Origin of the sequence: Citrifermentans bremense, from assembly GCF_014218275.1 — a bacterium.
Taxonomy (GTDB): Bacteria; Desulfobacterota; Desulfuromonadia; order Geobacterales; family Geobacteraceae; genus Geomonas; species Geomonas pelophila.
In genome coordinates this window covers 4,140,634-4,161,937 of the sequence record NZ_AP023213.1, presented here as the reverse complement: position 1 = coordinate 4,161,937, position 21,304 = coordinate 4,140,634, and the positions used below count along the sequence as shown (strand labels likewise).

At 61.9% G+C, this 21,304-nt stretch carries 24 protein-coding genes; 13 read left to right on the top strand and 11 right to left on the bottom strand.

Annotated features, from left to right (window positions below; translation table 11 throughout):
- Positions 1-14: 14 nt before the first annotated feature.
- From pseI to GEOBRER4_RS18450, 9 genes are all read right to left on the bottom strand, one after another.
- Positions 15-1,073: a pseudaminic acid synthase gene (pseI, locus tag GEOBRER4_RS18490; protein WP_185243494.1), complete on the bottom strand. Its 1,059-nt coding sequence runs from the start codon at positions 1,071-1,073 to the stop codon at positions 15-17.
- A gap of 13 nt (positions 1,074-1,086) precedes the next feature.
- Positions 1,087-1,629: a UDP-4-amino-4,6-dideoxy-N-acetyl-beta-L-altrosamine N-acetyltransferase gene (gene pseH / locus GEOBRER4_RS18485; protein WP_185243493.1), complete on the bottom strand. Its 543-nt coding sequence runs from the start codon at positions 1,627-1,629 to the stop codon at positions 1,087-1,089.
- Positions 1,626-2,684 carry a UDP-2,4-diacetamido-2,4,6-trideoxy-beta-L-altropyranose hydrolase gene (gene pseG, locus GEOBRER4_RS18480; RefSeq protein ID WP_185243492.1) on the bottom strand — a complete coding sequence of 353 codons (1,059 nt, stop codon included), beginning with the start codon at positions 2,682-2,684 and terminating at the stop codon, positions 1,626-1,628. The genes pseH and pseG overlap by 4 nt, the downstream gene beginning before the upstream one ends.
- Complete coding sequence (pseF, locus tag GEOBRER4_RS18475; protein WP_185243491.1) at positions 2,681-3,415, bottom strand: pseudaminic acid cytidylyltransferase; 735 nt, start codon at positions 3,413-3,415, stop codon at positions 2,681-2,683. Before pseF ends, pseG begins: the two co-directional genes overlap by 4 nt.
- On the bottom strand, positions 3,408-4,598 hold the full coding sequence (gene pseC / locus GEOBRER4_RS18470) for a UDP-4-amino-4,6-dideoxy-N-acetyl-beta-L-altrosamine transaminase (RefSeq protein WP_185243490.1): 1,191 nt from the start codon (positions 4,596-4,598) through the stop codon (positions 3,408-3,410). Before pseC ends, pseF begins: the two co-directional genes overlap by 8 nt.
- Before the next feature lie 76 nt (positions 4,599-4,674).
- Entirely contained in the window at positions 4,675-5,697 is a 1,023-nt protein-coding gene (pseB, locus tag GEOBRER4_RS18465) for a UDP-N-acetylglucosamine 4,6-dehydratase (inverting) (protein WP_085814785.1), read from the bottom strand.
- Between the two features lie 228 nt (positions 5,698-5,925).
- Positions 5,926-6,684, bottom strand: coding sequence for a flagellar motor protein MotB (locus tag GEOBRER4_RS18460; RefSeq protein ID WP_185243489.1), 759 nt, complete (start codon positions 6,682-6,684; stop codon positions 5,926-5,928).
- Positions 6,685-7,449, bottom strand: a complete 765-nt coding sequence (locus tag GEOBRER4_RS18455; RefSeq protein WP_185243488.1) for a flagellar motor protein — start codon at positions 7,447-7,449, stop codon at positions 6,685-6,687.
- A 10-nt stretch (positions 7,450-7,459) separates the two neighbouring features.
- A complete protein-coding gene (locus GEOBRER4_RS18450; RefSeq protein ID WP_185243487.1) occupies positions 7,460-7,726 on the bottom strand; it encodes a flagellar FlbD family protein in 267 nt (88 codons plus the stop codon).
- Positions 7,727-8,016: 290 nt separating this feature from the next.
- Here GEOBRER4_RS18450 and GEOBRER4_RS18445 point away from each other — a divergent pair, with 290 nt between their 5' ends.
- A complete protein-coding gene (locus GEOBRER4_RS18445) occupies positions 8,017-8,400 on the top strand; it encodes a flagellar protein FlaG (protein ID WP_085814789.1) in 384 nt (127 codons plus the stop codon).
- 257 nt (positions 8,401-8,657) lie between these two features.
- On the opposite strand, the gene GEOBRER4_RS18440 is transcribed toward GEOBRER4_RS18445, so the two are convergent.
- Positions 8,658-9,551, bottom strand: a complete 894-nt coding sequence (locus GEOBRER4_RS18440) for an EamA family transporter (RefSeq protein WP_226377835.1) — start codon at positions 9,549-9,551, stop codon at positions 8,658-8,660.
- Between the two features lie 119 nt (positions 9,552-9,670).
- On the opposite strand from GEOBRER4_RS18440, the gene GEOBRER4_RS18435 reads away from it, so the two are divergent.
- Positions 9,671-10,387, top strand: a complete 717-nt coding sequence (locus tag GEOBRER4_RS18435; RefSeq protein ID WP_185243486.1) for a cytidylate kinase-like family protein — start codon at positions 9,671-9,673, stop codon at positions 10,385-10,387.
- Here the strand turns inward: GEOBRER4_RS18435 and GEOBRER4_RS18430 are convergent.
- A complete protein-coding gene (locus tag GEOBRER4_RS18430; protein ID WP_185243485.1) occupies positions 10,372-11,226 on the bottom strand; it encodes a metallophosphoesterase in 855 nt (284 codons plus the stop codon). The genes GEOBRER4_RS18435 and GEOBRER4_RS18430 overlap by 16 nt on opposite strands.
- A gap of 135 nt (positions 11,227-11,361) precedes the next feature.
- On the opposite strand from GEOBRER4_RS18430, the gene GEOBRER4_RS18425 reads away from it, so the two are divergent.
- The 11 genes from GEOBRER4_RS18425 (at position 11,362) to hisD (ending at position 21,301) form a co-directional block, all read left to right on the top strand.
- Positions 11,362-11,760 carry a peptide chain release factor family protein gene (locus tag GEOBRER4_RS18425; protein WP_185243484.1) on the top strand — a complete coding sequence of 133 codons (399 nt, stop codon included), beginning with the start codon at positions 11,362-11,364 and terminating at the stop codon, positions 11,758-11,760.
- A 414-nt stretch (positions 11,761-12,174) separates the two neighbouring features.
- Positions 12,175-13,422, top strand: a complete 1,248-nt coding sequence (gene rho, locus GEOBRER4_RS18420; protein ID WP_085814794.1) for a transcription termination factor Rho — start codon at positions 12,175-12,177, stop codon at positions 13,420-13,422.
- 98 nt (positions 13,423-13,520) lie between these two features.
- Entirely contained in the window at positions 13,521-13,739 is a 219-nt protein-coding gene (rpmE, locus tag GEOBRER4_RS18415; protein WP_085814795.1) for a 50S ribosomal protein L31, read from the top strand.
- 98 nt (positions 13,740-13,837) lie between these two features.
- A complete protein-coding gene (gene thyX, locus GEOBRER4_RS18410) occupies positions 13,838-14,527 on the top strand; it encodes an FAD-dependent thymidylate synthase (RefSeq protein WP_085814796.1) in 690 nt (229 codons plus the stop codon).
- 145 nt (positions 14,528-14,672) lie between these two features.
- Positions 14,673-15,578: a DUF1385 domain-containing protein gene (locus GEOBRER4_RS18405; RefSeq protein ID WP_185243483.1), complete on the top strand. Its 906-nt coding sequence runs from the start codon at positions 14,673-14,675 to the stop codon at positions 15,576-15,578.
- A gap of 69 nt (positions 15,579-15,647) precedes the next feature.
- Positions 15,648-16,721: a peptide chain release factor 1 gene (prfA, locus tag GEOBRER4_RS18400; protein ID WP_185245366.1), complete on the top strand. Its 1,074-nt coding sequence runs from the start codon at positions 15,648-15,650 to the stop codon at positions 16,719-16,721.
- A gap of 64 nt (positions 16,722-16,785) precedes the next feature.
- Positions 16,786-17,643, top strand: a complete 858-nt coding sequence (prmC, locus tag GEOBRER4_RS18395) for a peptide chain release factor N(5)-glutamine methyltransferase (protein WP_185243482.1) — start codon at positions 16,786-16,788, stop codon at positions 17,641-17,643.
- A 69-nt stretch (positions 17,644-17,712) separates the two neighbouring features.
- Complete coding sequence (gene murA, locus GEOBRER4_RS18390) at positions 17,713-18,978, top strand: UDP-N-acetylglucosamine 1-carboxyvinyltransferase (protein ID WP_185243481.1); 1,266 nt, start codon at positions 17,713-17,715, stop codon at positions 18,976-18,978.
- Between the two features lie 102 nt (positions 18,979-19,080).
- Positions 19,081-19,719, top strand: a complete 639-nt coding sequence (hisG, locus tag GEOBRER4_RS18385; protein ID WP_085814801.1) for an ATP phosphoribosyltransferase — start codon at positions 19,081-19,083, stop codon at positions 19,717-19,719.
- Between the two features lie 11 nt (positions 19,720-19,730).
- Positions 19,731-19,982, top strand: coding sequence for a hypothetical protein (locus tag GEOBRER4_RS18380; protein WP_085814802.1), 252 nt, complete (start codon positions 19,731-19,733; stop codon positions 19,980-19,982).
- 29 nt (positions 19,983-20,011) lie between these two features.
- The gene (hisD, locus tag GEOBRER4_RS18375; RefSeq protein ID WP_185243480.1) at positions 20,012-21,301 is read left to right on the top strand and encodes a histidinol dehydrogenase; all 1,290 of its coding nucleotides are present in this window, start codon (positions 20,012-20,014) and stop codon (positions 21,299-21,301) included.
- Positions 21,302-21,304 lie beyond the last annotated feature (3 nt).

Genomic DNA, 21,304 nt, shown 5'->3' with positions numbered 1-21,304 from the left:
GCTCCTCTTGCGCCTTAGTCCTTTAGCAGCAGGTTCCATTCAAGGGGGGTCCCCTTTTTGATCTGGCGGCAGACCCGCTTGCCCAGGCAAAGCTCCAGGTGTTTCGGAGAGAGCCCGAAGCCGGGGCGGATGGCCCGCAGGTTCTGCGGGGTGAGCCGCTCGTTCTCGGCTACGTCCTCGACGATGTAGAGCGAGCGCCGGTACTTGAGGGAGGCCATTTCGCCCTTGCTGGGGCCGTAGCTCACGCAGCCAAGCGACTGCCAGCCGCGCAGGGATTCATCTACCAAAAGCTTCATCTCCTGCGGCTCGAGCGAGAAAGATGAATCCACCCCCCCGTCCGCCCGGCACAGGGTGAAGTGCTTTTCGATCACCGTGGCACCGAGGGCGACCGAGGCGACCGCGACGCCCACTCCCATGCTGTGGTCGGAGAGGCCGATCTGGCAGCGGAACAGGTCGCGCATGTGCGGGATGGTGGCGATGTTCGTGTTCTCCGGGGTGGCGGGGTAGGTGCTGGTGCACTTGAGCAGGATGATGTCGTCGCACCCCGCCTCGCGCGCGCAACGCACCGTTTCGTCAAGCTCGGCAACCGTAGCCATCCCGGTGGAGATGATCATCGGCTTTCCGGTGGCGGCGGCCTTACGGATCAGGGGGAGGTCCGTGTTCTCGAAGGAGGCGATCTTGTAGCAGGGGGCGTCGAGGCTCTCCAGGAAGTCGACGGCGCTCTCGTCGAAGGGGGTGCTGAAGCAGATGAGCCCCAGCTCCCGGCAGCGCTCGAAGATCGGGGCGTGCCACTCCCAGGGGGTATAGGCCTCCTGGTACAGCTGGTACAGGGACTTCCCTGCCCAGAGGCTGTTCGGGTCCTCGATGAAGAACTCCCCCTCCCCGAGCTCCAGGGTCATGGTGTCCGCGGTGTAGGTCTGCAGCTTCAGCGCATGCGCCCCCGCGCGGCTGGCGGCGGTCACGATCTCCAGGGCCCGGTCCAGGGACTGGTTGTGGTTTCCGGACATCTCGGCGATGACGAAGGGCGGGTGGCCGGGGCCGATTTTCCTTCCCCCTATGGTTATCTCTTGCATGACAGCTCTCCGGTTAAAGGCATTTTTTTTCGAGGCTCGCCTTGACGCGCGGCCAGTCCCGGCTCAAAAGCGCGAAGCAGATCACGTCCAGGTAGCTGCCATCGCGAAACACGTGCTCCACGAGCTGCCCCTCGCGCGAGAAGCCGAGCTTCTCGTGGTAGGCGATGCTGGCGCTGTTGAAGGCGAGCGCCTCGCCGATCACCTTGTGCAGCTTCAACTCCTCGAAGACGTGGCGCAGCGCCAGGTACGCCATCTGTGTGCCGCTTCCCTTCGGGGCGTCGGTCTCGCCGAGGTAAAACCCCCAGTGGCACCTGTTGTTGGCCCGGTCCATGTGGTTCAGGTTCACCACCCCCAGAGGGCGTCCTTCGGCCTCGAAGATGAAGGCGAAGGATTCCTTGTCGCGGGTGAGCCGTTCGAACCAGGAGCGGTGCTCCTCCCAGGTGATGATGTGGTCGGTGTACATGTTGGCGCGGATGCGCTCGGAGTTGCGCCAGGCAAGGAGCAGCTCCAGGTCCCTTTCCTCTACGGGCCTGAGGAGGATGTTCGGCGAGGTCATGGCTTTTCTCCGTGCATGAGCGCCACCAGGGGGTGTCCTGCCTCCGGGGCGCGATCTCCCATCAACTGGAAACAGCGTCTGCTGGCCTCTGCCAGGAGCTCTGGATCCTTCTGCAGCCTGGCGATCCACTGCGCCATGATCTGAGGTGTAACGTCGCTGTGCCAGCCCAGGTTCCAGGTCGCCCCTTTTGCCGCCACCGCTTCGGTCGGCTCGCGCTGGTTGTCCGCCACGACCACGGTGAGGCTGGGAAGCCCCAGAAAGCAGCGCTCCCAGGTGGTGCCGCCTCCCCCCCCAAGGGCGAGGTCGGCACGGCTCATCAATTCCGCCATGTTGTCCGCCTGGTTGTGGAAGCTCCAATCCTTGTGGGCGACGCATGCTGCCTGTACCGAGGCGGCATCGAGGTTGGCGCTCCCCACCACCACGTCCAGCGCGGGTGCGCCCGTCTCCAACAGTTCCAGCGCGGCCATGACCTTGGCGGTTTCATTGGTGGGGTCCGCCCCGCCGAAGGAGACCAGTATCCTCTTCAGCTCGCCGCGGCGCGGACGCAGCTTGAGCCGCGCCTCGAAAAACTCCGGGCGGAGCAGGGCGTACCGGGGGCCCAAAAGTGGCAGGCATTGGGCTGGAAGGAGCCCTTGGTAGCGCAGCTCCATGTTTTTGTGCAGGTTCTGGTCCAGGAGTAGGTCGCAGTCGTGGGGGCGGTCGGCCAGGTCGTCTATGGCGAGGATCTTCACCCCCAGGCGGCGCATCCGCCTCTCGTAGCGCGCGTCGAGCCGGTAGTGGTCGACGATCAGCCAGTCGAACCCGATTCCCGCTTCGGTAGCGAAGACGGCGCTCTTTTCGGCATCCTCCTCCCACCCGGGCGTTCTCAAGGTGATGCGGTGGACGGGATAGCCTTTCCCCTCGATGAGGTGGGTCAGGTCCCCCGGAAGTTCGCGGCAGACGAAGAAAATACGGGCCCCTCTGCTCGACAGGAAGTCGGCAAGGGTCAAACAGCGCATGACGTGGCCTGAGCCGATCACGGCCGATGCGTCGCACCTAACCAGGACCTTCATCATGAGCGTTCCGACTGGCAGGCGCGGAACATGAGCTCAGCCTCGTACCAGTCTTGAGGCGTGTCTATGTCCTGTACCAGGTGGCGCGGCAGAACCACGGCAACCGAGGCCGGGGAGAACATGACCTCGTCTCGCAAAAAGGCCTCGCTTTTCCCCCAGTAGAACTGTCCGGCGTCGTGGTAGGCCTCCTCAAGGTCCTGGGAGCGGGTGTAGATGTGCTCCGGGAACATGGCGTCGACGCTCCCGCTGCTGTCAAGCCTCAGCGCGCGCTGGATGGGAAAACGGAAGCCGGTTACGGAAAAGGCGAAAGAGCTCTTGGCGGCCACCAGCTTCTGGTACCCCTCGATGAGGTACTTGGACTTGAGAAAGGGGGCGGTCGCGTAGATGCAGCAGGCGTAGTCGACGCTGCTCCCCTCGTCGGCCAGCCAGTTGATGGCATGCTTAACCACGGCGTTGGTCCCGGTAAAGTCGTCGGCCAGCGTCTTGGGGCGCAGGAAGGGGATCTCCGCGCCGAAAGAGCGCGCGACCGAGGCGATTTCCTCGTCGTCGGTAGATACTATGATCCGGTCGAAGAGCCCGCACTCTTTTGCCGCCTGGATCGAATAGCCGATGATCGGCTGACCAGCGAACAGCTTGATGTTCTTGTGGGGGATCCGCTTGCTGCCGCCGCGCGCCGGGATGACCGCCACCTTTAGCGGCGTTTCTTTCAGGCTCCCCTGCCCGCCGCTACTCATGGCGCCCTCCCGCCGGCGTCGGCTTTCCAAGCAGGAGCTCCTGCAGAGTCGAGATGACGAAGTCCTGGTCCTCTTCCAGCATCCCCTGGTACAGCGGAAGGGTGAGCGCTTCGCGGTAGTAGCTCTCCGCCTCCGGGAAGTCTCCCGGGGCGAAGCCGAGCGCCCGGTAGTAGGGCTGGGTGTGCACCGGTATGTAGTGCACGTGCGCCATGATGCCCCGCTCGCGCATCTGCTCCAGGACCTCCTTCCGTCCGGGGAGGCCGTCTCCTTGCTGCAGGCGCACCGTGTAGAGGTGGTAGGCGGAAAAGGAGTCGGGATGCTGCCAGGGGAGCGAGGGGGGCAGATGGGCCAGCGCCTGATCGTAGCGTTTGGCCAACTGGTGGCGCCGGGCCACGAACTGGTCCAGCATCGCCATCTGGCTCGCCCCCAGGGCCGCCTGCAGGTCGGTCATCCGGTAGTTGAAGCCGAGCTCGATCTGCTGGTAGTACCACGGCCCGTGGGAGGGTTCTGACATGAGGGCCGGGTCGCTGGTTATGCCGTGGCTGCGCAGCCTGGAGAGCCTGGCCGCGAGCTTGTCGCTGTTGGTGAGTACCATCCCCCCCTCGGCGCTGGTGATGATCTTCACGGGGTGGAAGCTGAACACGGTCATGTCGCTGTAGCGGCAGTTTCCCACCGGTTCGCCGCGGTAGCGCCCGCCGATGGCGTGGGAGGCGTCCTCTATCACGGTGAAGCCGTAGCGGGAGGCGAGGTTCGCGATCGCTTCCATGTCGCAGGGCTGTCCCGCGAAGTGGACCGGTATGACGACCTTGGGGAGCTTTCCCTCTCGCGCTGCCAGTTCCAGCTTCTCGCGCAGGCGTTCCACGCTCATGTTCCGGGTCGCCGGGTCGATGTCAACGAAGTCGACGTCGGCCCCGCAGTAGCGTCCGCAGTTGGCCGAGGCGACGAAGGTGTTGGGGGAGGTCCAGAGGGTGTCGCCTGGGCCAAGATCTGCCGCCAGGCAGGCGATGTGCAGGGCCGAGGTGGCGCTGTTCACCGCGACGGCGCTCGCCGCGCCGCAGTAGCTGGCGACGCTCTGCTCGAAGCGCTGCACCGCCGGGCCCTGGGTGAGCCACGCCGACTTCAAAACTTCCACGACCGCGTCTATGTCGGCGCTGCTGATCGACTGCCGTCCGTATGGAATCATAGCTTTACCGCCAGCGGCACGGCACTGCCGCAGGTCGGCGCCTGATCGTCTTGCATGTGCACCTCTTTGGGGATGTTTATCGGGCAGACTTTGGGACGAATTCGGGGTCGACGTGCTCTACCATCAGTGCGCGCAGCTCCTCGACTCCCAGCCACTCATCGTTGGTCCCGCTGTTGTAGGCGAAGCCGGGGGCACAGGCCCTGCCGTTGAACGCCCTGGTGAATTCCTCGACGTCCCAAAGCGGGATGGAAGGAAGGATCACGAAGTGCCGGTCGAACTCCACCGTGTTGATGGCATCGGTCGAGGTGATCATCTCTTCGTGGAGTTTTTCTCCGGGGCGGATGCCGATGATGCTGCGGGAGGTTCCAGGTGCGATTGCCTCAGCTATGTCGGTGATGCGGTAACTGGGGATCTTGGGAACGAAGATCTCGCCCCCCCACATGTCGGCGAGCGCCGTGAGGACTAAGGCAACCCCGTCGGTGAGGGTGATGTTGAACCGCGTCATGCGCTCGTCGGTGATGGGGAGCACCCCTTCGGACCGCTTCTTGAGGAAAAACGGGATCACGCTGCCGCGGCTTCCCATGACGTTGCCGTAGCGCACGACGGAGAACTTGATGTCGCGCTTCCCCTTGAAGTTGTTGGCGGCGACGAAGAGCTTGTCGGAGCAGAGCTTGGTCGCGCCGTACAGGTTTATCGGGGCTGCCGCCTTGTCGGTGCTGAGGGCAACGACCTTGCTCACCCCGTTGTCGAGGGCCGCCTCGATGAGGTTTTGCGCGCCCATGATGTTGGTCTTGATGGCCTCGAAGGGGTTGTATTCGCATGCCGGCACCTGCTTGAGGGCCGCGGCGTGCACCACGATGTCGACACCCTGCAGCGCCCTGCTGAGCCGGTCCTTGTCCCGGACGTCCCCTATGAAATAGCGGACCTGGCGGAATGTCTCCGGCGGGAACTGCTGCGCCATTTCGAACTGCTTCAGCTCGTCGCGCGAGAAGACGACGATGCGGGAGACCCCGGGGTATTTGAGGAGCAGGGTCTCGACGAATTTTTTCCCGAAGGAGCCGGTACCGCCTGTTACCAGAATTGATTTTCCGTTTAGCATGATTTCCCCAGTTGGTTAAGAAAAGGTGAAAAGGTTCTGTTGCCTGACTGCAATCACCGTGCCAGTGTCAGTTTATTGACTTTCAGGCGCTTTGAAGTCGGCTTGGCTGGCGCGGGTGCAGGAAGGGGAAGGTGAAGCGGAGAAAACGGGAGGTAAGACGAGAAGGGTGAGACGAGAAGGGTGAGACGAGAAGGGTGAGACGAGAAGGGTGAGACGAGAAGGAAAAGCCTACGGCTCCTCCTTCTCGTTCTGCTGGGAGATGAGAACTATGTCGATGCGGCGGTTTTTCTGCCTTCCTTCCACGTTGGAATTGTCCGCCACCGGGTGGTACTCTCCGTATCCCGCTGCGGACATCCGCTCCGGTTCGAAGTCCTGCTTCACGAGGTGCTGGAGCACGTTGGTGGCGCGGGCGGTGGAAAGCTCCCAGTTGGACGGGAACGCCGCGGAACTGATGGGTACGTTGTCGGTGTGCCCCTCGATGCGCAGCATGTTGGAGTAGCCGGAGAGCGACCCCATCACGTCGTCCAAAAGCGCGAGCGAAGAATGCTTCAGCGTGGCGCTTCCGGAATCGAAGAATCCGGCCTCCTTCAGGCTCACCACGAGTCCCCTCTGGGTGATGGAGACGCTGACCTTGTCCTGGGCGCCGGCTTTGGTGAGGTAGGCCTCGATGGCACGCTTGGTCTGCTTGAAGTCCTCGTTGCTTCCGCGGCTTTTTCCCCGCTTCTGGGGGGCGGCGGTGTTCTTTTGCAGCGACGGGATGATGTTCATCGCTCCCATCTCGATCACGGCTGCCTTCGAGGCTGATGACGTTGTGAAGCCGAAGGAATTGGCCATCGACGCCATGATCTCCTCGACCTTCTTCTTGTCGGTCTGGCTCATGGCGTACAGGGTCACGAAGACGGCGAAGAGCAGTGTGATGAAGTCCGCATATGACACCAGCCATCGCTCGTGGTTCGGTTCTTTTTCGTGCTGCTTTTTTCTGGCCATCTACTTCCCCTTTTTGTCCCCGCCGTCGTGCAGGTAGGCCCTGAGTTTCTGCTCGATGAAGTGCGGGTTTTCCCCGTTTTGGATCGCGATCAACCCCTCGATCAGCATCTCCTTCTGGAGGAGCTCCTCTTTGAGCCGGTGCTTCAGCTTGGTCCCGAAGGGGAGGCAGAAGACGTTGGCGGTCATCAGGCCGTAGATGGTGGCGACGAAGGCAACGGCTATGCCGCCGCCTAGCTTCGACGGGTCGGAGAGGTTGCTCATGACGTGGATGAGGCCCAGCACCGCGCCGATGATGCCTATGGTGGGGGCGAAGCCCCCCGCCGCCTCGAAGACCTCTGCGCTTTGCTTTCTATGTTCCTCGAAGGAGCCCAGTTCGATTTCCATGGTCTCCCTGAGCTTCTGCGGGTCTATCCCGTCCACTACCAACGAGATCCCTTTCTTGGTGAATGTGTCTTTGACCGTCTGCGCTTCCTGCTCCAGCGAGATGAGGCCGTTTCGCCTTGCTTTGGCCGCATAGCTGATGATGCTCTTGATCACCCCCTCCGGGTCGTCCTTGGGGGGAAAAAAGCAGCGACCAACATCCTTGAATGCGTTGAGGATGCCGGGGAGCGGGAAGCTGACGAAGGTGGCGCCGAAGGTTCCGCCGAGTACTATTAGGGCGGCTGTAGGCTGTATCAACGCGCCTATGTGGAGACCTTCGAGAAGCGCGCCGCCAAAGACCGCACCGATAGCAAGAACTAACCCGATGATTGTTGCTAAATCCATAGTGGCTCACTCACTCCGCATTTAATTTGGTTGTGCGCTGGAACCTCTCGCCGCGGCATTTTTTAAGGTACTTTTTGCCGTTGGCCAGCGAAGAGAGGTGCAGAATACGTGCCTTGTATCTCACAATCCTGTCTATAGCTATGGCTGCAGACTCGAGAAAGAGGTAGCTCTTGCCGTTGGAAAGGATTACCAGGGTGTCGGGGTTTTCCTCTATGAACTCGATCAGATCGGGGTTCAGGTATACTGGAGTACCGTCCATTCTTGTCAGTCGTATCATGGGATCTTCCTCCGTGGGTAACAACGGTTGCCCTACTCGCTTTCGGCTTGTGATGGCCAATACTTTAGCAGGTAATGATCAACGGCTGCTGTTTTCTCTCCTTTTGCGGCAGGCTGCGGGGGTCCCGAAGGGGAGCAAAGGCGCGCCCAGTGCACAAGGCTGAACGCAAATATCGCGCCCGCTGCCGGAGAATTCTTTTTTTAAATTAGCACGACCTACTAAAGATTTTCATGCTCCTGTCGATAAAGCAGGAGAGCGGCGATTAACCTGGTTTCAGAAGGAGCGTGACGATGTCGATTTCTCCTGTGCAGCAGGTAGTGCAACCCACCCCCATAACCGATGAAACATCCATGCAAAGAGCGCCTCAACCGCCACAGCGTACCACAACTGAGCCATCTCCCGGACCGGCGGCGCCTGCGCCGGGGCGTGTAAAGGTGGACGCCGCCAAGGAGGCGGAGAGGGTGGTGAAAGCGACTGAACTCCTGAACGAATTCATGGAGCGCTCCTCGATCGCCATTCATTTCTCCATCGATCGCGATTCCGAAAAGCTGGTAGTCAAGGTCGTGAAAGCACAAAGCGGAGAGTTGATAAGGCAGATACCGTCGGAGGTAGCCTTGAAGCTTTCGCAGGCGCTCGACACGTTGAACGGCCTGATCATCCAGGATAAGGTGTGACAGTCAAATTTGAACGCTGTCGCGCTGTCTGCTGTCGGAAAATTGACTCCTGGCCAGATCCGCATGGCGATTTCCCCCAACGGTGCCGTCCCCGCATCCTTTCATCCCTCCTTTCATCTGCGACGGCTGCCTGCCTGCTGTGGTTGCGCTTGTTGAGGGCGCTTTCGCAGAGGCGTTGCTGCCCCGCGCGGTTATGGTCGCGCATCCTCCAGAAACGACAATTCTCCTCATGATCCCCGCGGAGTGCGCGAGCACGCTCACCCCCCGATCACGATGAGGCAGACCCCTGCCAGCATGATGACGGTGGCGACGATCCCCCCTCTTTCCTGAAACAGGTAGCGGCCGTACAGCACCCCGAACAAAAGGCTCAGCCTCTTGACGGCGATCATGTAGGCGACGTTGGTGAGGTTGATGGCGAAGACGTGGGTGAGCGCCTGCAGCGCGTAGAAAAGCGCTGGGAGCAGCGACGCGCGGATGGTGCCGTTGCGGGCGATCTCCCGCAACTCACCCCTTCCCTTGTAGAGGGCGAACGGGGTGATGAGGAGTGCCAGAAGCGGCAGGTAGATCGCGGCGAAGACAAGCGGCGAGGAAGCGTCGATGGCGCGCTTGCCGAGAGTGGAGGTGAAGCTGTAGATGGTGGCCACCCCCAGCATGCAGAGCGCCCCCTTCTCCTTCGCCAGCGCCTTTATCGGCGCCAGCACCCCGTCCTGTCCGCGCCTGGCCTTGAGCAGGTAGCCGCCGAGCGCGATGAGCAAGACGCCGGCGCTTCCGGCCGCCGAGATGCGCTCGCCAAGGAGCAGGAAGGGGACCACCAGCAGCAACAGCGGCGTCAGCGACAAAAGCGGCAGGGTGAGCGAGAGCGGCGAGAGCTTCAAGGCCTTGGTGTAAAGGAAGATCGCCACCGCCTCCAGGGGGAGCGCGGTCACGACGCAGAGCCAGAACTCCCGCGACAGCGGCGGGATCTCAAGAAACGGCAGCGGGATGAGGAAAAGCGGCAGGGTGGGGAGGATCCGGGTCAGTGTGACCAGGTACTCGTTGTGGCCGTGCACCGCCTTCTTGGTCAGCGCATCGCTGCTCGCCAGGAAGAAGGCGGATAGGATTGTGAGCGGGAACCAAAGCGGCATGGTGGGAATGATAACGGAAAAAGGCACTCTTGCAGCGGTCGCCGGATCTTTTTCATTGGAAAAACGGAGGGGCCGGTTGACTGCTGCGCGAAAAGGGGCCTAATTAACACTGCGGTCACAGCTATTTAACCTGAAAGGAGGGTGCCATGGCCAGAAGCATTCTGATCCCCGGCATCGAACAGAGGCTGCGCGGTCTGATCGAGGTGAGCCGCAGGAACCTGAGGGAGCATGGCTTCGTGGAGAGGGAGAGGCCGACGGTGACCTTGACCCGCGAGTTCGGCTGCGAGGGGTACCCGGTGGCGGAGAAGCTCAAGCACCTTTTGGAGCAAAGAAGCGGGGCCCCCTGGGTGGTGATGGATCGGGCCCTTTTGGACGCGGTGGCAAAGGACCACAACCTCTCGGAGGAGGTGCTGCGGAACCTGGGGGCCAAGAACCGCTTCCTGGACGACATGCTCTCCACCTTCTCACCGCGCTGGAAAAGCGACAAGGATTACTACAGGCTCTTGTCCCGGCAGATCCTGGCGCTCGCCCAGGAGGGGAACGTGATACTCGTGGGAAGGGGCGCCGCCATTGTCACCCAGGAGGTGGGGAACTGCTATCACTTCCGGATCGTGGCACCGATGAGCTTCAAGGTGAAGTCGGTGGCGGCCCGCATGGAGATCCCGGACGACCAGGCGCAGGACCTGGTCCGGGAACGGCAGGGGCAGCGCGACGCCTTCCTGAAGGACTTTTTGGGGCGGGACATAGCGGAGCCGACCCTGTACCACCTGGTCTTTAACAACGCGAGGTTGCCCGCAGGGCGTATCGCCGAGCTCATGGCCCAGGTGGTCCTCCCGGCGCAGGGGGGTCAGGCGACGCCGTAGTTGGCCACCGGTCCCGCTTCCCGAAGCGGCACGAGGGTTGCCAGCACCACCTCGGGCCTTATGTTGAAGCGTACGGGAAACCAGCTTTCCCCAAGCCCCCCGTTGACGATCAGGGTGGTCTTTCCCGAACTGTAGAGACCGTAGTCCCATGCCGGGAAAAAGCCCATGTCGGGGACGTAGGCAGCGCCGATCAGCGGGAAGCGGATCTGGCCGCCGTGGGTGTGCCCGGAGAGCATCAGGTCGACCCCCTGCTGCGCCGCCTCCGGGAAGGGGTGGGGCGCGTGGGAGAGCAGGATGCGCGGCGACCTCGCGTCGGTCTCAGCCAGCGCCTGGTCCAGGCGGGCCCTGCGGGTCACCGGGTCGTCCACCCCTGCCACCCATAACCGGTCCTTCCCCGACTGCAACGGCAAGGCTTTGTTGGTCAGCACCCGGGCCCCGGCTCGGGCGAGCTTTTCGCTGAACTCCCCTTCTCTGGTGAGGGCGTATTCGTGATTGCCGGGGACCGAATAGAGGGGGGCGTTGGAAAAGCGGCGTATCCCGGCTACGAGATCCAGTGCGGCCTTGAGACTCGGGCGCTCCCCTACCACCAGGTCCCCGGTGAGCGCAACCAGGTCAAAACGCAGGCGGCGCAGCAGTGCCAGAAGCGCGGCGCCACCCTCCCCGAACTCCTTGTCGTGCAGGTCGGTCAGGTGCAGGATGGTGAACCCGGCGAGTGCCTCGGGGAGATTTCTGACCGGCACCCGGTACCTGCGCACCGCCACCGACGACCTTTCCAGGTAGAGATAGGGAAATGCAGAGACTCCCCCCAGGAGAAAAAGGCGCCTGCTGATCGCTGCCATAGGTCCTCCTAAGTAAAAACCGAGCATGATTATAACAGTCTGCCGTTCCGGCGCCAGAGTCTGAGAGGTATCGATCCCCTTCTTTGACTTCCCGCGGCGCGGACGCTATCATGTCTCAGCTTTTAGGGGGGAGAGATGACGGAATTCGCGGTGAGCGAGGAGAAAAACCGCTGGCTGAAGGCGAAGATGGAAGCGCTGGGGGTGAGCGAGCAGCAGATCGAGGAGCGTTTCGTCCATGCCTCGGGACGGGGCGGGCAGCACGTCAACAAGAGCTCCTCCTGCGTTTACCTGAAGCATCTTCCCTCCGGGGTGGAGGTGAAATGCATGGATTCGCGGAGCCAGTCTCTGAACCGGTTCCTCGCCCGGCGTCTCCTCCTGGAGAAGATAGAAGGGGCGGGGGGGGGGCTGACCAAGAAGGAGTTGGCAGCGGAAAAGCTGAAAAGACAGAAGGCGCGCAGGAAAAGGCGCTCCGGCGCGAAGTATGGCACGGCTTCTGCTACCGATACGCTGCCGGAAGCTGTAGAGGTGGAATAGAGGGTTTTCCGGGCAGGGGGCGCGACAATATTTTGACTGTCCCCCCAGCCGGAGGAGCTGCGAGCAGCATTTTTAAGGGGCCGGCAAAACCCCGCGGTTCCAGCTGCCATACCACTGTGGCAGCTGGAAGATCCTGAAAAAAATAAAGTTGACAAGGTTATGTGCTGAAGGGTATAAATTCACATTATCCTCAATGAGACCTTTGCAGATACCTTAATACCTCATATATTTCTCATATCTAATCGGTACCGATCACCTCAAAGACTAAACCAAGGTAACAATCAGATCCTTTACAGATAGCTCTTCGCCAGCACCCCCGCATGCATGCGTCATGCTCCCATGGTGATACATTCCCGCATTCCCTATTAAGGCTTTTGCCGATAGCTCTATATTTGCGTCAATTCAGGAGAACAGATGAACCTACAGGAACTTAAAGAAAAGAAGATCAACGATCTTACGGCGATTGCCAAGGGGCTCAACATCGAGGGCGCTTCCAGTCTAAGGAAGCAGGACTTGATCTTCGCCATTCTCAACGCCCAGACAGAGAAGAACGGGATGATCTTCGGCGAAGGGGTCCTGGAGACGCTTCCCGACGGTTTCGGCTTCCTGAGGGCGCCGGACTACAACTACCTGCCTGGGCCGGACGACATCTACGTCTCGCCGTCGCAGATCCGCCGCTTCAACCTGCACACCGGGGACACGGTGGCGGGGCAGATCAGGCCTCCCAAGGAAGGGGAGCGCTACTTCGCCCTGTTGAAGGTCGAGACTGTGAACCACGAGTCCCCTGAGGTTGCGCGCGACAAGATCCTCTTCGACAACCTGACTCCGCTCTACCCGGAGGAGAAGCTGAAGCTCGAGACCACGCACGACAACATGTCGAGCCGCGTCATGGAGCTGGTTGCCCCGATCGGCAAGGGACAGAGGGGGCTCATCGTGGCGCCGCCCAGGACCGGCAAGACCATGCTGATCCAGAACATCGCCAACTCCATCGCGCAGAACCACCCCGAGGTGTTCCTGATCGTCCTCCTGATCGACGAAAGGCCCGAGGAGGTGACCGACATGCAGCGCTCGGTGAAGGGCGAGGTGATCTCCTCCACCTTCGACGAGCCGGCTTCGCGTCACATCCAGGTGGCCGAGATGGTCATCGAGAAGGCCAAGCGTCTGGTCGAGCACAAGCGCGACGTCGTCATCCTGCTCGACTCCATCACCCGCCTGGCCCGCGCCTACAACACGGTGATCCCCCCTTCCGGCAAGATCCTCTCCGGCGGCGTGGACTCCAACGCCCTGCATAAGCCCAAGCGCTTCTTCGGCGCGGCCAGGAACATCGAGGAGGGTGGCTCGCTCACCATCATCGCCACCGCGCTGGTCGACACCGGCTCCAAGATGGACGAGGTCATCTTCGAGGAGTTCAAGGGTACCGGCAACATGGAACTCCACCTCGACCGGAAGCTGGTCGAGAAGAGGACCTTCCCCGCCATCGACATCAACAAGTCCGGCACCAGGAAGGAAGAGCTCCTGATCGACAAGGCGTCCCTGAACCGGATCTGGATACTCAGGAAGGTGCTGCATCCCATGAACGTGGTCGACTCCATGGAGTTCCTGATCTCCAAACTGCAGGGGACCAAGAGCAACCAGGACTTCCTCGATTCCATGAGCAAGTAAAAAAGTGTTGAAACTTTCTGGGGAAGGTGCTATTTATGGCTACTTTCCAGCTTGACCACCAAGAGAGATAACGGGGCGTGCCCCGCGAGGAGGAAGATATGAAAGAAGGGATCCACCCCAAATACAACGAAATCACCGTGAAGTGCCTGTGCGGCAACAGCTTCGAGAGCCGTTCCACGAAGTCTGAGATCTCCACCGAGGTCTGCTCGCAGTGCCATCCGTTTTACACCGGCAAGCAGAAGCTGATGGACACCGCCGGCCGCGTCGAGCGTTTCCGCAAGCGGTACAACATTGCGGCGGCGACCGAAGAAAGCTAAAGGCTTTCGCGTTTGCGAATCCGTGCGAGGGGATTTTGTCGAAATGGCGAAATCCCCTTATTTCGTTTTCTCATACTCGAACGCTTTGAAGGATCTTCATGAAGGTTGCCCTTCTGCAACACACCCCCGAGCCCGAACGGAGCATCGCACTGGCTGCGAGGCTCTGCTATTCGCAGGTTGACATCGAGGCGCTCAAGGAGAAGCTTTCCGGCGCCGACGTGAAAAAATTCCTGGACAAGATCATGTCGCTTGGGCACCAGTCGGTGCTGGAGCACGCATCGTTCACCTTCGGGGTGGACGGGATCTCGCGCGTCACCAGCCATCAGCTGGTGCGACACCGGGTCGCTTCCTTTTCCCAACAGTCCCAGCGCTACGTCTCCCACAAGGAGCGCTTCGCTGTGGTCACTCCCCCGTCTATTTCTGAAAATCCCGAGCACGCCCGGCTCTTCGAGGCGCAGGTGGCGGCTCTGCACGCGGCCTACGGGGCCCTGGTCGAGGCGGGAGTTCCGGCCGAGGACGCGCGTTATCTGTTGCCTAACGCCACCGAGACCAAGATCATCATCACCATGAACGCCCGGGAGCTCTTGCACTTCTTCGCCGTACGCTGCTGCGAGCGCGCACAGTGGGAGATCAGGGCCATGGCGGTCGAGATGCTGAGGCTTGTAAGGCCTGTAGCCCCTACCGTTTTCGCCAAGGCCGGCCCCGGCTGCCTCGCGGGCCCCTGCCCGGAAGGGGCCATGTGCTGCGGCAAGATGGCGCAGGTGAGGGAGTTTTTCCGGGAGATGTGAAACATCCCCCTCCCTGTCCCTCCCCCTCCGGGGGCGGGAACACAGTTAGCGGCTGTCTCCCCTAAGCGACGCGCGCCGGGTTTACCTCCTCCCCCAGGAGGGGGGACAGCGACTCCAAAGACCCTTTCTCAAACAAGAGGTTACAGTGTCAAAGATAAACATTGGCGGACAGGCGGTACTTGAAGGGGTGATGATGCGGGCTCCCCGCTCGCTGGCCATCGCAGTGAGAAGGCCCGACGGCGACATCTCGGTCAAGAGCGAGACGGTGATCCCCCTCTCGGAGAGGTATCCCATCACCAAGCTCCCGATTGTCCGGGGCGCGGTGGCGCTCTTCTCCTCGCTGATCATCGGCATCAAGGCGCTCAACTTCTCTGCCAACGAGGCCATGGCCGAGGGGGAAGAGAAGGAGGAGATCAACAACTGGGCCATCGCCGGGACCATGGGTGCGGCGTTCGGGTTCGGCATCCTCTTGTTCTTCATCATGCCGCTTTACCTGACCAAGCTCCTGGTCCCCATCATCGGCGACTCCAACATCGTCTTCAACCTGGTGGATGGGGTGATCCGGGTGGTCGTGTTCCTCCTCTACATCCTCGCGATCTCCCGGATGGGGGACATCAAGCGGGTCTTCCAGTACCACGGCGCCGAGCACAAGTGCATCTTCACCTTCGAGGCGGGGGAGGAGCTGACGGTCGATAACGTCCGCAAGTACAGCTGCCTGCACCCGCGCTGCGGCACGAGCTTCCTGTTGATCGTGATGCTGGTGAGTATCCTGGTTTTCTCGCTGATACCGAAGCTTTGGCCCTTCTACCTGAAGGCGGGTTCCAGGGTCGTGCTGCTTCCGCTCATCGCTGGGCTCTCCTACGAGGTCCTGAAATGGAGCGCCAAGCACGACGAGCACGCGCTGGTGAAGCTGATGATCTCCCCGGGACTTGCGCTGCAGCGGCTCACCACTGGCGAGCCCGACGACAGCCAGATCGAGGTGGCGATCAAGTCGATGGAAGTGGCGCTGGAGCTGAACGGCGGCTACAAGGACGACCGGCTGGTCGTGTAGAGACTTCCGCAGCCGAGTGCAGACAAAATTTCGGCCCGATCGGCCTTTTGAGGTTTTATAAAAATGTCCATGTTTGAAAAGATAGCCGAGCTGGAGAGACGTTTCGGGGAGCTGGAATCGCTCCTGTCTGACCCCGAGGTGCTGGCGAACCAGACCGAGTTCAGAAAGCTCTCCAAGGAGCATTCGGGCCTCGCCGAGCTGGTTGCCGCCTACCGCGAGTACAAGAAGATCCTCTCCGACATCGACGACAACAGGGAACTCCTGAAGGAACCGGACCAGGAGATGCGCGAGATGGCGCAGGCAGAGCTTTCCTCACTTGAGGCGCGGCGCGAGGAGCTGGAAGGTGAGATCAAGTTGCTCCTTCTCCCCAAGGACCCGAACGACGACAAGAACGTCGTGCTCGAGATCCGCGCCGGAACCGGCGGGGACGAGTCGGCGCTTTTTGCGGGGGACCTGTTCCGCATGTACTCCCGCTTCGCCGAGACCAACCGCTGGCGCGTCGAGGTCATCTCCGCCTCCGAGTCCGAGAAGGGTGGCTTCAAGGAGGTCATAGCTCTCGTCGAGGGGACCGGCGTCTTCGCCAAGCTGAAGTACGAGTCGGGGACCCACCGCGTGCAGCGCGTTCCCGAGACCGAGGCGCAGGGACGGATCCACACCAGCGCCTGCACCGTCGCGGTGATGCCCGAGGCGGAGGACGTCGACATCGACATCAATCCCGCTGACCTGAAGATCGACGTGTACCGTTCCTCCGGCGCCGGCGGGCAGCACGTCAACACCACCGACTCCGCGGTCAGGATCACCCATCTCCCCACCGGGACCGTCGTTGCCTGCCAGGAAGAGCGCAGCCAGATCAAGAACCGTGCGAAGGCCATGAAGGTATTGAAGTCCAGGATCCTGGACAACATCCTCATGGAGCAGAACGCGAAGCTTGCCGCCGACCGCAAGAGCCAGGTGGGAAGCGGGGACCGCAGCGAGCGCATCAGGACCTACAACTTCCCGCAGGGGAGGATGACCGACCACAGGATCGGCCTGACCCTGTACCGACTCGACGCCATCATGGCTGGCGACATTGCCGAGATCGCCGATTCCCTGCGTCAGCACTACCAGATGGAAGCGCTGCAGGCCCAGAGCGAGGGGATGTAATCAGCTCCAGGTCGTCCACCATGTCCATTGGGTCCACAAAGTCCACGAGGTCCATAAAGCAGCCATGACCGCCAACGCCGAAAAATGGGATGTCCTCAAGGTTCTCAACTGGACCAAGGGGTACCTGGCCGAAAAAGGGGTGGAGAACCCCCGCCTGGAGGCTGAGTGGATGCTTTGCGAGGCGCTCTCGCTGGACCGGGTCGGGCTCTACCTGAACTTCGACAAGCCGCTTTCCGACGCCGAGCTCGCCCTCTACCGCGGCATGGTGGCCCGTCGCGGCAGGCGCGAGCCGCTGCAGTACATCCTGGGGAGCCAGGAGTTCATGGGGCTCGAATTCCGGGTCACCCCCGCAGTCCTCATCCCGCGCCACGACACGGAGGTGCTGGTGACCGAGGCGGTGAAGAGGGGTGCTTCGTGCCGCAGCATCCTCGACATCGGCACCGGGAGCGGCTGCGTCGCCGTTGCCGTCGCCAAGGCGCTCCCCGAGGCCGAGGTCTCCACCGTGGACGTTTCCGGCGAGGCTATCGAGGTGGCCCGGGGGAACGCGGAGCGAAACGGGGTGTCCGTGCAGTTTTTCCACGGGTCCCTGTTCGAGCCGTTTGCCGGGAAGCGCTTCGATATGGTAGTATCCAACCCGCCCTACATCACCTCGACCGATCTCGCCACGCTTCAGCAGGAGGTGCGCGATTTCGAGCCGGTGGGCGCCCTCGACGGGGGAGGCGACGGGCTCGATTTCTACCGGCGCATCACGGCCGGCGCTCCGGCTCACCTGAACCCGGGCGGCTGGCTCTTGTTCGAGGTGGGGGCCGGGCAGGCGGGCGATGTGCTGGAGCTTTTGAATTCCTGCGGCTTCACCAACGACAGGTTCACCCAGACCGACCCTGCAGGTATTGAGCGGGTGGCAGGCGGCAGGCTCGCGTAGCATTTCCATCGATGCGGCGATCTCACCCGGAAACGGGGAGACCAACAGAAAAAGGCAAAAGAGGTAACAGTGGAAAAACTGGTAATCAAAGGTGGCAACAAGCTCTCCGGAGAAGTGACCGTAAGCGGATCCAAGAACGCTGCCCTCCCCATATTCATCTCCACCATCCTGGCTCCGGGATGCCACACCATCAGCAACGTTCCCTTCCTGAGGGACATCAACACCACCATCAAGGTACTCGAGAAGCTGGGCGCCACGGTTGACGGCAGGGGGAACGTGGTCAAGATCGACACCACGAACCTGAACAGCTTCGAGGCGACCTACGACCTCGTGCGCACCATGCGCGCCTCGGTCCTCGTGCTCGGCCCGCTTCTCGCGCGCTTTGGCCAGGCCCGCGTCTCGCTTCCGGGGGGATGCGCCATCGGCGCCCGTCCCATCAACCTGCACCTCAAGGGGCTCGCGGCGCTGGGCGCCGAGATCACCCTGGAGCACGGCTATGTCGAGGCGAAGGCGAAGAAGCTCAAGGGTGCGCGCATCAATTTCGACATCTCCACTGTCGGCGGCACCGAGCAGCTCCTGATGGCGGCGGCCACGGCACAGGGCGAGACCATCCTGGAGAACGCAGCGCGCGAGCCGGAGATCGTCGATCTCGCGGAGATCCTGATCAAGATGGGAGCCGAAATCGAGGGCGCCGGCACCGACACCATCCGCATCAGGGGGGTTGAGCAGTTGACTGCTGCCGAGCACGCGGTGATGCCGGACCGCATCGAGGCCGGGACCTTCATGATCGCCTCCGCCATCACCGGCGGCGACATCAAGATCAAGAACATGCGCCTGGACCACCTGGACGCCCTCTCCTTCAAACTGCAGGACGCCGGCGTCGAGATCACCAACAAGGACAACATGGTCCGCGTCAAAGGCCCCAAGAAGATCCGCAACGTGAACATCAAGACCAGGCCCTACCCCGGTTTCCCGACCGACATGCAGGCCCAGTTCATGGCGCTCATGTGCATCGCCGAGGGGGCCAGCGTCATCTCGGAGAACATCTTCGAGAACCGCTTCATGCACGTATCCGAGCTGCTTCGCTTCGGCGCCGACATCATCTGCGAGGGGAACAGCGCCACGGTGAAGGGGGTCAAGAAGCTCTCCGGGGCTCCGGTCATGGCCACCGACCTGCGCGCCTCCGCGTCGCTGATCCTGGCCGCGCTTGCCGCCGACAACACCAGCGAGATCTCCAGGATCTACCATCTCGACCGCGGCTACGAGAGCATCGAGAAGAAGCTCGCCGGTCTCGGCGCCGACATAGTCCGCGTCCCGGACGAAGAAGGCCCCTAATTTACGCATTGTCCCGGCGGGGCGCCCCCCGTGTCTCCGCCGGGTTCATTAATCCACAAGGTCCATCAGGTTCACCTTGCCATGCTCCCACGGAGTTATTAAATGCCCGATTTCATCACCATCGCCATCCCCAAAGGCCGCATCCTGCAGGATTCCGTAGCCCTCTTCAAGAAGATCGGTATCGACTGCGAGGAGCTCCTCTCCGACACCCGCAAGCTCGTTTTTGAAAACCAGGAACAGAAGATGCGCTACATGATCGTGCGCGCCACGGACGTCCCGACCTACGTCGAGTACGGCTGCGCCGATCTCGGCATTGTCGGCAAGGACACGCTGATGGAGGCGGAGAAGGACCTCTACGAGCCGCTGGACCTGAAGTTCGGCTACTGCCGCCTCATGGTCGCCGAGCCGGTGGAGCTCTCCAGAAAGGACGACCCTTCCGCCTGGAACAACATCAGGATTGCCACCAAGTACCCCAACGTCACGGAGAAGTATTTCGCCGCCAAGGGGATTCAGGTCGAGCTGATCAAGCTGTACGGGTCCATCGAGCTGGCGCCGCTGGTGGGCCTTTCCGAGCGCATCGTCGACCTCGTTTCCACCGGTGAGACCCTGAAGCAAAACGGCCTGGCCGAGATCGAGACCATCGCCGAGATCACCTGCCGCCTCATCGTGAACCGCGCCAGCATGAAGACCAAGCACGAAAGGATCTCCAAGATCATCGAGGGGCTGGAACAGCACATCTAGCGGGGTACCGGGTGGAAAAGGAACTGACCGAGGCGTTGCAGGATCTGCGCAGGCAGCTTACGGAGGCGGGATCGGAACTGGCCGAGGGGGACCCGGCGGAGCGGGACCGGCGCCTGACCGAGATCACCGAGCAGTTGAAGGGGCTTGCCGCGGTTCTTGGCCGGCTGGAAGAGTCCCTGACCGCCGCCTCCCTGGCTGCGCGCGCCCAGAAAAGCGAGGAGCTTGACCCGGAGATCCGGGCGATGTTAGAGAAGAACGATTGAATTCAATGCCATGAATCGCGAGGTCTAAAATGCAGTTCCTCGACATTAGGGAAGCAGATTTTCAGGCTAAGTTCGACGCCATAGTGGAGCGTGGCGAGGAGTCCGGGCGCGAGGTCGAGGAGGTCGTCCTCGGCATCATCTCCGAGGTGAGGAGCCGCGGTGACGAAGCGCTCCTGGAATACACCAGGCGCTTCGACCGGCTGGAGTGCGACGCAGCCGGGCTCGAGGTGACGCCGGAGGAGCTCGACAGAGCCGTCGCCCAGGTGGAGCCGAAGGATCTCGCGGCGCTGAAGCTCGCAGTGGAGCGGGTGGCCCGCTTCCACGAGAAGCAGAAGCAGCAGAGCTGGATCTCCACCGAGGAGAGCGACATCATGGTGGGGCAGAAGGTGACACCGCTGGCGAAGGTCGGCATCTACGTCCCCGGCGGCAAGGCCTGCTACCCCTCCAGCGTGGTCATGAACGCCGTTCCGGCCAAGGTAGCGGGTGTTGGCGAGATCGTCATGGTGGTGCCGGCCCCGGGCGGTGAGATGAACCCGCACGTCCTTGCCGCGGCGAAGCTCTCCGGCGTCGACCGCATCTTCCGCATCGGCGGCGCCCAGGCGGTGGCGGCACTTGCCTACGGCACGGCCACCGTCCCCAAGGTCGACAAGATCACCGGCCCAGGCAACATCTACGTCGCCACCGCGAAGAAGCTCGTCTTCGGCCAGGTGGGCATCGACATGATCGCCGGTCCGAGCGAGATCCTGGTAATCAACGACGGCAGCGGCAATCCCGTCCACGTGGCGGCCGATCTCCTCTCCCAGGCGGAGCACGATGAGCTCGCCTCTTCCGTACTGATCACCACCGACCGCGGCTTCGGCGAGAAGGTGGCGGCCGAGGTGGAGTGCCAGCTGAAAGAGCTTTCCCGCGAGGCCATCGCGCGCAAGTCGTGGGAATCCTTCGGCGTCATCATCGTGGCGGGGAACCTGGAGGAGGCCATCGCTTTTTCCAACCGGATCGCTCCAGAGCACCTGGAGCTCGCCGTCGAGAACCCGTTCGAGATCCTGCCGCTCATCACCAACGCCGGCGCCATATTCATGGGGCACTACACACCGGAAGCGGCCGGCGACTACCTGGCCGGACCCAACCACACCCTGCCCACCGGCGGGACGGCGCGCTTCTTCTCGCCGCTCTCAGTGGACGACTTCGTCAAGAAAAGCTCCATCATCCACTTCACCCGCGGCGGCCTTGAGCGCGTCGGAGCAGACATCGTCAGGATCTCCCGCCTGGAGGGGCTCGACGCCCACGGCAGGTCGGTGAGCCTCAGGTTGAACAAGTAGCCT